Genomic DNA, 12,149 nt, shown 5'->3' with positions numbered 1-12,149 from the left:
CCTACCAGCCCACTGATCACCAACGAAAAATGGGGCACAATACCGCAATGAAGCATCTTCAGCGATTGCGTAAAATGGTTACAATGGCCTATCATCACGAATGGATACCTAAAGATCCTTTTGTGCGATTTAAATCATCTTATGTAAAGAAGAGAAGGGAGTTTTTAACTAGGGAAGAGTTACATTCTATTGAGGATTTCCAATCGTCCATAAATAGACTTAACATTGTAAAGGATATTTTTCTCTTTAGCTGCTATACGGGACTTTCCTACATTGATATCACTAAACTAACTATGGATAATATTGGGATGGATTTTGATGGGAATCAATGGATAGAAACAGAAAGGCAAAAGACAAAAACTGCTTTAAAGATTCCTTTACTTAATCAGGCAAAGGATATTTTAAAGCGTTATCAGGATCACCCAAAAACGGTACATTCTAAAACTTTATTACCTCGCTATTCGAACCAAAAATTGAACAGTTATTTAAAAGAAATAGCTGATTTCTGTGGCATCAAAAAACATCTAACCTTTCATATTGCCAGACATACCTTTGCAACAACCATCACGTTGACCAATGGTGTACCAATAGAGACTGTTTCAAAGCTATTAGGACATACGAAACTAGCTACTACACAAATTTATGCCCGGGTAGTTGATAAAAAGGTGAAAGATGATATGGCGATGCTCAATGCAAAGCTTAATCATAGTTCCGATTAGGTAATTAATACCTATTTATTATAATAGTAAATAATTCTATAAAGTAGCGAGTATGATTAATACAGAAAACAATTTGAAGAGTGAAAACGAATACTCTCAGAATTTCATTTGTGTAGGAATAGTCGCATTTTTGAAAAATTGTGAGGCCGCCCATGGATAAATATTAACGAGATATTATTTTCGGGAGAAGGTTTTAATTATGGAAAATCAAATCTCAATTATTACCCATGCTTTAGAAGAGGCTTTTAATTTCTGTTTAGATAATATTTCTAAGACGTCTACGGAAATTAAAGCCTGAAAATGAAGTAAAACCAAATATCTGGATGGATTCGGGATTAATTGAAGATTGAAGATGCAAGCAGAGGATGGTAGGTAATTGATGTATAGTATCAACTTATCGGTTATGGATATCTCCTTTGGCCAATTCACCACGGGAAGTTTACAAATCCTTAATATGTGTGTTGAGAGATTTTATTTTATTTGTTAGTCATGGAATCGATCGAAATAAATGATTTTAATCTATTAGCCGCTCAAGTAAAAGACGGAAGTCCCCTGGCTTATAAGAAATTGTTCGATGCGCTTTGGGAGCCATTATTCAGGCACACGCAATGCATTGTTATGGATGAACATGAGGCTAAAGATATACTTCAGGAAATTTGGATAGATTATTGGAATCGCAGAATAACGATCTCTCCCATAAATATACGAGCCTATCTTTTTCAGGCCGCAAAGTATAAATCTTTGAATTACTTGCGAAATACAAAATTCAGTAAGGTGCATGTTGAAGCTCTTGATCAATGCCTCCAGGAAGATGAATTTTCTATAGAATTCTTAGAAAAGGATAAATTGCTAGGAAAAATTCTAGAAGATGCCATTAATAATTTACCGGAGCGCTGTAAGGCCATATTTAAAATGAGTAGGATGGAAGGCTATTCTAATGACGAGATAGCGCAGTCCTTAAATATATCTAAACGAAGTGTTGAAAATCAAATCTCCATTGCTTTAAAAAAATTGCGTGTGGATCTGAAAGGACATGAATTAGCTTTTGTTATATTTTCATTATACCTGATTTAATTAATGGTTAAGCTACCCGACCTGCTGTTAACAAAATATTAAGTGTCAAATTAGTAGTGTGAGTTTTATGTACTGGAAGGTATTTAAGAGTAAACGCACCATGGCATGAATGAGAAATCTTTTAAATCAATTATTGCAAAGTTCCTAAAAGAGGAATCGAGTGAAAAGGAAAACAAATACATTGAAGACTTTGAAAATTATCTTTTGGATAGCAACCAATCCAATGTTTTTAAGGATGAAGACCATAAAAACAGGATCAAGAATGAAATTTACCGGGTTATAAATAAAAATATTCAAACATCTGGATTCCCATGGTATAGGATTGCAGCGGTGATAGTAATTCTGATTGGGACCGCGTTTTTGACATTATATTTTAATTCTACATTCAATAATGCCCGGCTAAGTTTTCAGACTGAAAATTCTCCTGAGTATGTTATCCTGCCTGATAGTTCCACGGTATGGCTTGATAGCCATTCAAAGCTTTCTTATCATAAAAATTTTACGGCTTCTAGAAAAATAGAACTTCATGGAGAAGCTTTTTTTAATGTGAAAAGCAATACGAATAAACCGTTTACAGTTGATTTTGATCAGCACCACGTATTAGTGACCGGTACGAAATTTACGATAAGTAATAGGAATAAAAAATTACAGGAAGTAGCCGTTAAAGAAGGAAGCGTCCGTGTGAGCTCCAATACTGGTTTTGATCAGGTGGATCTCAAAGCAAACACCTACCTTGAAATAAGACCTGGGAAAATCAAAAAAGAAATCAAAGCATTTTCCGATAAAGGGTACTGGAGCCCCAAAAGATTGATTTTTAAAAATATACCACTGCATGCAGTTCTTGACAGTATAACCGCACGATATAATCTTGAGCTTGTTGTGCCAAAAGAAACGTCTTTAAATCTTCAGAAAAAAATAACAGCTAGCTATAGTGGAACCACAAGTATTTATGAACTCGTCGATGGTCTAAGCCTTTTAACCCCGTATCAATATGACATAAATGTAAAATCACAGGAATTAAAAATTCGTACTCGTTAAAATTAAATTTTAAAAAGAAGAGAGGAGCATTATGCTTGGCGGCTTTAAGCTCCCCTCACAAAACAATTAAAACAAAATTATGAAGAATTTTGTAATGAAAAAATTTATTATCCTCTTTACAGGTCTTGTCTTGTGGAGTGGGATTAATTATGGCAGTATCAGCCAAAGTTTAGATCCGGAAAAATATGAAATTCAAATTTCAACTAATAAGCTTCTCGATATTATTGGTGAAATAGAACAGCAAATACCCGCCAGTTTTGCCTATACGGATGAAATCGGGTTACAGGCGGTGATAAATATACCTGTCGGGAAGTATAGGTTGGATAAATTGTTAGAAAAAATAAGGAAGGAACTTGAACTAGAGGTTAAAATCCTGGGAAGTCAAATTTACCTTTTGCCTGTAAATAGAGATAAAAAAATAGCATTGGAGCAGATGACCATTCAGGGAAATGTTCTCGATCACCAAAATCTACCGCTCCCGGGCGTTACCATCATAGAAAAAGGGACCCGAAATGGCGCAGTAACAGACTTTGAAGGTAATTTTAATCTTGAAGTCCGTGATCCAAATGCAATTCTTGAGTTTTCCTATGTGGGGTATGTCACCAAAGAAATTGAATTGAAAGGTAGTACCGCCGTTAATGTTAGTCTGACCATTGATCAGAATTCACTGGACGAAGTATTGGTGGTTGGGTATGGTACGCAAAAAAAAGCAAATTTAACCGGAGCGGTATCTCAGGTGGGTAAAGAAGACCTTGAAAGCAGACCGATAACTAATTTGAATTCAGGCTTACAGGGATTGATGCCGGGAGTGACCATTACCGGTGCTTCAGGAGCTCCCGGAAATAATGCAGGAAGTATTCGAATTCGGGGTATAGGTACCTGGGGAAATGCCACTCCGTTAGTGGTAATTGATGGTATTCCGGGAGGAAATATGAATATTTTAAACCCCAGGGATATTGAAAGTATTTCCGTATTGAAAGATGCTGCGTCTTCCTCGATTTATGGTGTTCGCGGAGCAAACGGTGTGATCCTTATTACCACGAAAAAAGGAAGTACCGGTGCTCCAAGTTTATCCTATGATTTTTATTATGGTTTTCAAAATCCAACCGCTCTACCTACACGTTTAGGATCTCCTGAGTACATGGAACTCCTCAATGAATCCCAAATAAATGTTGGGAGAAATCCTACCTATACGCAAGAAGAAATACAAATAGCACGTGATGGAAGCGATCCCAACAATTATGCAAATACCAATTGGATTGAAGAGGTATATGAAGATTATGCACCACAGGAAAATCATAACCTGACGGTCAATGGAGGAAAAGATAATGTTAACTATTATTTATCTTATGGCTACCTGCAGGAAGGTGGACTGGTTATCGGGGATAACTTTAAGTCGCAGCGTCATAATGTGCGATTGAAGTTAAATACAACAGTTTTCGACCGGCTCGATGTCAATGCCAATATAGGTTATATTGATAGAACATATACGGGCTCTTCCAATGGTACGGGGCCACTTTATAATGCGCTCACTATTATACCTTTGGTGCCGGTAAGAAATACTGATGGAGGTTGGGGATATATTGGAGGGTCTAGCAATCCGGTAGCGGTAGCAAATGATGCCGGAACCAATGATTTTGCCTCCGAAGAATTTACAGGAAATATTGAAGCGACACTTCATCTATCCGGTGACTTTCGACTGAAAGCAAGGTATGGTCTTGTAAAATATAACTCAAGGCGAAATGTTTTTGAAAGAACCATCAATTATTACAGTCCAGAGACCGGTGATTTGTTATGGCAAACGGGATATCCTAATAAAATAACGACAAGCAGTTATAAAGGAACCTATAAAACCATTATCGGTACCGCGGAATACGAAAAAGAATTGGAGCAGCATGCAGTAAAGTTCTTAGCAGGGGTTTCCCAGGAAGAAACGATTAATGATGATTTAAATGCGTCCAGAACCAATGTGGCTTCCTCTTTAAACGGACACATCAATTTAGGTACCGAAAATCAACTAAACAGCGGAGGACATGCGGAAAATGCTCTGCGATCAGTTTTTGGCCGTTTCAATTATGGTTTCAGTGATAAATACCTTTTAGAACTGGATTTTAGATATGACGGTTCTTCAAGATTTGCTGACGATGTTCGTTGGGATTTGTTTTCGGCCGCTTCAGCTGGTTGGGTTTTTACGGAAGAAAATTTTCTTAGAAATTCAAAAATCCTGGATTTCGGGAAAATAAGATTTTCCTACGGCGCTCAGGGAAATGATCGAATTGCTGATTTGGCTTATCTTGATATTCTGGGGCCGGTTAATACTATGCCTATCGGGAATCAATTAACCATTGGATATCGTCAAACAAGTGTTGGTAATGAACTCCTAACCTGGGAGGCTGCTGAAAAATCGGATGTAGGAATCGATTTGGCATTTTTTGATAGACAATTAAATATTACTGCTGATTATTTCGTGAATAAAACAGACAATATTTTACTAAGACTGCCTATTCCTGATGTATTCGGTGGTCCCGATTATCCTTATCAAAATGCTGGTTCAGTAGAAAACAAAGGATGGGAATTACAATTGGGCTGGCAAGATCAAATTGAAGATTTTAATTATAATGTCAATATTAATTTTTCTGATGTAAAGAATCAGGTTACGGATTTGGGAGGAACCGAACCAACTATTGGAGATCGTGTTAGAATGATTGGTGAACCTCTTGATGCTTTTTATGGATTAGTTGCGGAACGAATCGCTCAGGAGTCTGATTTTACATATGATTCGGCATCTGATACTTACATACCGAATTTTGCGGTGATAGAAGGAGATCCTGTTCAACCTGGGGATTTGATTTATAAGGACTTAAATGAAGATGGCGTGGTAGATCTTATAAATGACCGTAAGGTTATCGGTAGCCATATTCCCAGATACACTTTTGGGTTTCGTGGAGGAATGAATTATAAAGCGATAGATTTTAGTTTTTTCTTTCAGGGAGTAGGGAAAGTTGACGGCCTTTTAACCGGTCCCGCGCGACATGCCTTTATTTCAGAAAGTGCTATGCCTCAGGATATACATCTCGATCGGTGGACTCCCCAGAATACCGATGCAAGTTATCCCAGACTAACTTATCAGCAGTCTTATAATCAGCGGTTGTCAACGTACTGGTTGGAGGATGCTTCTTATATACGTTTGAAAAATGTCCAGCTGGGATACACCTTACCAGTTTCATTAACTCGAAAGTTCAGAGTTAATAAGTTAAGAGCTTATATGTCTGCCGATAATTTATTGACTATAACTAATTATTTTGATGGTTATGATCCTGAATCTCCGGTGAGTAGCGGGAGCTTTTATCCGCAAATTAAAACTTTTGTTTTAGGCCTGAATATAAACTTACAATAAAAATATCGTCATGATAAAAAAAATATTTTTTCTGACCTTCATTTTCTTATGCGTTTCTTGTAATGATGACTTTTTGGAACGTCCTCCTCAAGATCAATTGACCAATGCCAATTTTTGGGAGAATGAAGAACAATTGATCTTAGCTGCTAACGCATTATATGCTAATGTAAAAGCCAAGAACACGGTCGATATGGAGAATATGGGGGATAATACTCTATGGCCATCCAGTACACAATATCAGCAAATTGGCAGTGGAAATTATGGGCCGGATCAAAATACCATTAATACAGAATGGACCACACAATACCGGGGAGTACGCCAGGCTAATGCTTTTTTGGAAAATTATCATAAGGCAAATGTCAGTTCTGAACTTGCTGAACGCTTAGCCGGAGAAGTTCGCGTAGTGCGTGCTTTAATGTATAGCTACCTGATTAATTTCTGGGGAGACGTTCCACTGGTAACCCAAACCCTAACTATTGATGAATTAATGGTGGGCAGAACTCCAAAGGAACAAATTGTTGATTTTCTTTTGGAAGATTTGGAAGTAGCGGCAGAAGCGCTACCAACTGAAATTCCCACAGGAGAGAACTTGGGCAGAATGAACCGTGGTGCGGCTCTCGCATTAAAAGCTCGTATAGCCTTATATAATGAGCGATACGATATAGCAGAAGATGCGGCGCGTAGAGTGATGGAAATGGGAGTATATGAATTGTTTGATATTGGTAATCCGAATGAAAATTATAACGCTCTTTTTACCGATAGAGGAAAATTAGCTGCCGGTGATAACCGGGAAACTATTATTGCACGTTTAGCGCTATCGGACGTAGCAATGCATAATTTAAGCAGAGAAATACAGGTGCCCGATCAGGTGATCCGATGGAATCCTACCAAATCTCTTATTGATGATTATCTTATGATAGATGGTCTGCCTATCGATAAATCACCCCTGTATCACGTAACTTTCTATGAAGATGTTTTTGAAAACAGAGATCCCAGGATGACTCAAACGATCCTTGAGCCGGGTAGCACTTGGGGCGGACGCTACGATGGAAGAGTAGAGAATGATAATCCATCAATTTTTGAAGTTCCTAAATTTCAATCTGACCGACGGGGTGCGGTAACCTTAACTGGATATTATTTTACAAAATATGCTGATGTTGATGCTGTAGCCACTTATAACAGAGATGATAATGATATTCATCTTTTACGATATGCAGAAGTATTATTAACCTATGCAGAGGCTAAATTTGAACAGGGGACCTTATCTCAGGAAGATATAGACAGCAGTATTAACCTGTTAAGAGCACGAGTGGGATTGACACCTATGAGTATCCGGGCATTAGAACAAAATGGATTAAACTTAGGTGAAGAAATTCATAGGGAAAGAAGAATAGAGCTGGCACTGGAAGGACAACGTTACTTCGATTTAAAGCGTTGGAAAATAGCGGAAGTTTTGGGTAATGATGTAAAAGGAACCAATATTCATTGGTTGCCAAACGCAGAAGCGGCAGCGAACCTTAGGACCGATAGTGAAGGATTTTTAATAGCACATACCGGAAGAACTTTCGATCCGGAAAGACATTATTTGTGGCCAATACCGCTACCTCAATTAGAAAGAAATCCTGATTTGGTCCAAAATCCGGGTTGGTAACTGAATATTTCTTAATTTAAGAATATGAAAAATAACAGGCGAAATTTTATAAAGGAGCTGGGCATCTTAGGCATGGCAGGGGTTACTTTACCACCAGGACAATCCGTAAATAGCCAGACTGTAGTAATACCAAATCATCTCCAAAAAGTAAAGAAAACAACTCCTGTCAATATTGGTTTAATTGGTGCAGGAGGTATGGGAATGTCAGATCTGAAAACAGCTTTAGAGGTTCCGGATATTAATTTAATTGCAGTTTGTGATTTGTACCAGGCAAGGTTGGAAAGGGCAAAATCATTATGGGGAAATACCCTGTTAACCACTACAGACTATAATGTGCTTCTGCAAAATGAGGATATAGATGCTGTAATTATTGCGACACCAGATCATCTACATAAAAAAATTAGTGTTGATGCCTTAAAAGCAGATAAACATGTGTATTGTGAAAAGCCTATGCTTCATAGTATCAATGAAGGAAATGAGTTGGTAAACGCCTGGAAAAAATCAGGAAAGGTATATCAGGTTGGAAGTCAGGGATTATCTTCATTAGGAAATGAAAAAGCGAAGGAATTGCTTGAACAGGGGGCAATCGGAAATTTAAATTATGCTGAGGGATTCTGGGCTCGTAATTCTCCCGTGGGGGCCTGGCAATATCCTATACCAGAGGATGCTTCATCGGATACTATTGACTGGGAACGATTTATTGAAGAGGCACCAAATCATTCCTTTGATCCCGTTCGTTTCTTTCGATGGAGAAATTATCTGGACTATGGCACTGGTATGGCGGGAGATCTATTTGTGCATCTGTTTTCAAGCCTTCATTTTATAACCAACTCTTTAGGTCCCACCAAAATAGCGGCGATGGGAGGATTAAGGTTTTGGAAAGATGGAAGGGAAGTCCCCGATGTGCTTCTTGGAATGTTTGATTATCCAAACACAAAAAATCATCCTGGATTCAATTTATCCCTAAGGTGCAATTTTGTAGACGGTACCAGTGGTAATACTTACCTGCGCCTGGTTGGTGACAAAGGAGCGATGGATATCGAATGGGATCGGGTAGTGCTTAGAAAAAACGAGCCAGTATCCATGGATGATCCATTCTCAAAAGAAAAAGCCGGACAGATTACCCCCTCCGAGCAGCGAAAAAAAATGCTTCCGCCACCGGAAATGATTTATGAAGCAGAAAAAGGCTATAAGGGAGCACATTATGATCATTTTTCTAATTTCTTTGAAGCTATTAGAAATGGGAATACGCTTATAGAAGATCCGGAGTTTGGTTTTCGTGCCGCAGCTCCTGCTTTGCTCTGTAATCAAAGTTATTTGGAGAATACAATTTTAGGCTGGGATCCAGAAAAAATGAAGATAATATAAAAATAAACCTATGAGAACCAATGTAATAATCATGTGTCTAAGTATCATGGTACTAGGTGCATGTAAGAATAATGTCGAAAAAGAACAAAAAAGTGGAGTTAAAGCTTCTGAAATGGCTAATGATTTTGAAAGGGATACAGCCAATTTAAATAATTCAAAACAATGGATAAATCTACTCGATCAAGACCATCAGCATCATTGGAGAGGGTATAATGCTACCGAACAAAAATTACCCCAAGGATGGTCTATAAATGACGGAGTACTTTATTCCAGTGGAGAAGGTGGGGATATAGGCGGTGATATTGTCTATGCTTCAAAAGCGTTTGATAATTTTGAACTTCAGTTAGAATGGAAATTATCAACAGCTGGAAATAGTGGTATCTTCTACCACATTGTGGAAGATGAATCCTATAAAGCACCTTATTACACGGCTCCTGAATATCAAATTATTGATCAGGTAGGTTTTCCCCAAAAGTTAGCAGCCTGGCAATCTATAGGAGCTGATTATGGCATGTATAATCCCGAATTAAAAGAAGATGATTTAAAAAAAATTGGGCAGTGGAATACTGCAACAATCAGATTTACAGAGAATGAGGTAACATATTGGTTAAATGGAAATAAAACGCTAAGTTTTAAGCCCTGGACCGAAGATTGGGAAAGAAGAAAATCTGAAGGGAAATGGAAAGACTATCCCAATTATGGAAAATCCAAAACAGGGCTTATAGGTTTACAGGATCATGGAAGCGAAATCTGGTTTCGTAATATTAAAATAAAGGAACTTTAATATGAAGCTTATTCTCAAATTGATAATGTGTATATTAGTAGTATGCGCTTGTCATGAAAATAGTCTGGCTGAAATTAAAGAAGAAAAGGATTTTAAGGATATAAAAACTGAAATTAAAGTTTTAAGCTATAATATTCATCATTCGAATCCACCGTCACAACCTGACATTATAAATTTAGAAGCGATAGCTGAAGTTCTCAAACAAAGTGAAGCTGACGTAGTTGGTTTGCAGGAAGTAGATGTTTATACTGAACGCTCTGGAGAGCAATTGCACATGGCACGTGCTATTGCGGAAATGGCAGGATTTAAATATTGGTATTTTTCAAAATCTATTGATTTTCAGGGAGGAGCATACGGAACCGCGATTCTTTCAAAATTTCCAATTTCGGATACTATCACATATACCTTGCCAAATCCTGAAAATGCAGAACCTCGATCATTATCTGTTGCTACCATACATTTAAAGGATAGTGTAAAGCTAAGCTTTGGTAATACTCACTTGGATTATACCAATGAGACGAATAATTTAGCCCAGGTCAAAGCTATTAGAAATTACCTTTCTCAAAATGATACCCCTACTATCTTAACAGGAGATTTTAATATGGTGCCTTCTACGGCCTCCATGGAATTTATGTTGGAAGAATTTAAATCGACTTGTAAAAATAAATGTGGTTTTACCTCCCCCTCAGATGCTCCTTCAAAGACGATTGATTATATATTGTATGCAGGCAAAGGAGTTCGGAGCATCAATCACCAGGTGTTACTAGAGCAATTTCCATCAGATCATTTACCGGTTCTTGCTACTATATTGTTTGAGTAATTTATTTTAGAACTATTTAAATGGCCAATTTCTGCAGAGGAATTGGCTATTTTTATTTGAGGAGTTTAAGTACGCCGAGGCTTCTCTCTCATCTGTAATGACCAAATACCAGATAAATGGCAAGAAGTACAAAGCACTACTTATTTAGGGGAAATTCTATAGGGTAAAAATACATACATCTAAGTTTTTAAAAACTTTTAAAGCACTATTTAAACTCAAAAATTAGAATGTTGCTATTGACTGATTTTTACATTTGGAAATAAAAAATAATAGATAAAAGGAGTGATTTTGACGATAAAACAAATACTCTAAACAAAGTTTAGTTAATGTTCAACCAAATAAACAATAAATTTTATAAACTTAATCCAATGGAAGTATATCTTTTATGAAATTGCCTAAAATAAACCGTACTGTTTTATATGCTATTATTGGCTTTTTTATTGGCACCGCCAAAGGGTTTAATACCCCGAGGCTTGCCTCGGAATTGAAATTTTGTGCCTATCGAATGCCTCGTGGGCTTGCCCCGAGGTAGTTTACTTTAGTTTATTTATTCTATAAATACTTAGAATATTATATTTAGAATGCAATTCTACATACGTCATTAATATAACATACTACTTTTAATAATTTAATGAAGTTAGGTTTTAAAATATTTAGTTGTTTTAAGTCCTATTTAAATACTACAGCTTTCATTATATAAACTTTCCTATTTGTGATTATATCACACCCCTAAACTCCATGGATAGTGTAAATTTTAAGAATATTTTTTTAACTAAAAATTTCTCTAGTCGATAATCAAGATTATATGTTTTGATGTTTAGAAGGTTACACTGAGATAGTTAATTTTATACGTAGCTAGAGAAACTGAGAACTTTTAGCTCCTACTAATTATTTTAGAAATAAGAAGCTCTCGATTAGTAGTTTAAAAGTAGGAATGGAAAAAAAAGCTGTAAATGAATCAATGTTAGAAATCTAAAGTCTCTTTTTTAGCAATACCTTTCTACTTCCATTTAACTCTTGCAATTCCAATTGCAATTTCTCCTTACTTCCCAGTACAAACTTAGGAAGCACATATACTAAGCGTACCGATTGGCTGTTATAGATCTTCGAAGGCATATGGCAAATATAGATCGGTTTTTTTTCCAGTTTTTGAAAGGAAGATTTTCTTTTTTTGTTGCCACTAATCCGGTATACTTTCAGAAAATCTATTTCGAACGTAATTCCCGAAGTATTGGTAAAGTTCTATTACCAGATAGGTTTCTGAAGCTTGATGCCTCTCTTGCGTTTGGTCTTGGAAT

At 36.8% G+C, this 12,149-nt stretch carries 8 protein-coding genes and 1 pseudogene; 8 read left to right on the top strand and 1 reads right to left on the bottom strand.

Translation table 11 applies throughout. The annotated features are described in order from the left end of the window. The 8 genes from AC13DP_RS13225 to AC13DP_RS13190 all read left to right on the top strand — a co-directional run. The coding region (locus AC13DP_RS13225; protein ID WP_483067941.1) for a tyrosine-type recombinase/integrase at nt 1-719 on the top strand (719 nt) is incomplete at its 5' end. A 489-nt stretch (nt 720-1,208) separates the two neighbouring features. Next, on the top strand, nt 1,209-1,793 hold the full coding sequence (locus AC13DP_RS13220) for an RNA polymerase sigma-70 factor (RefSeq protein ID WP_347407491.1): 585 nt from the start codon (nt 1,209-1,211) through the stop codon (nt 1,791-1,793). Nucleotides 1,794-1,898: 105 nt separating this feature from the next. After that, nucleotides 1,899-2,831, top strand: coding sequence for a FecR family protein (locus tag AC13DP_RS13215; protein WP_347407490.1), 933 nt, complete (start codon nt 1,899-1,901; stop codon nt 2,829-2,831). Nucleotides 2,832-2,910: 79 nt separating this feature from the next. Further along, complete coding sequence (locus AC13DP_RS13210; RefSeq protein WP_347407489.1) at nt 2,911-6,228, top strand: SusC/RagA family TonB-linked outer membrane protein; 3,318 nt, start codon at nt 2,911-2,913, stop codon at nt 6,226-6,228. 10 nt (nt 6,229-6,238) lie between these two features. Further along, nucleotides 6,239-7,879: a RagB/SusD family nutrient uptake outer membrane protein gene (locus tag AC13DP_RS13205; protein WP_483067940.1), complete on the top strand. Its 1,641-nt coding sequence runs from the start codon at nt 6,239-6,241 to the stop codon at nt 7,877-7,879. Nucleotides 7,880-7,903: 24 nt separating this feature from the next. Further along, the gene (locus AC13DP_RS13200; RefSeq protein WP_347407487.1) at nt 7,904-9,247 is read left to right on the top strand and encodes a Gfo/Idh/MocA family protein; all 1,344 of its coding nucleotides are present in this window, start codon (nt 7,904-7,906) and stop codon (nt 9,245-9,247) included. 10 nt (nt 9,248-9,257) lie between these two features. After that, a complete protein-coding gene (locus AC13DP_RS13195; RefSeq protein WP_347407486.1) occupies nt 9,258-10,031 on the top strand; it encodes a 3-keto-disaccharide hydrolase in 774 nt (257 codons plus the stop codon). A gap of 25 nt (nt 10,032-10,056) precedes the next feature. Continuing rightward, nucleotides 10,057-10,851 carry an endonuclease/exonuclease/phosphatase family protein gene (locus tag AC13DP_RS13190; protein ID WP_347407485.1) on the top strand — a complete coding sequence of 265 codons (795 nt, stop codon included), beginning with the start codon at nt 10,057-10,059 and terminating at the stop codon, nt 10,849-10,851. Nucleotides 10,852-11,823: 972 nt separating this feature from the next. On the opposite strand, the pseudogene AC13DP_RS13185 reads toward AC13DP_RS13190, so the two are convergent. Then, nucleotides 11,824-12,149, bottom strand: a pseudogene (locus AC13DP_RS13185) (DUF4138 domain-containing protein); the annotation flags it as partial.

The organism is Zunongwangia sp. L-65, from assembly GCF_056859415.1.
The sequence above is the reverse complement of the archived record's forward strand: the minus strand, read 5'-3'. Positions and strand labels throughout refer to the sequence as shown.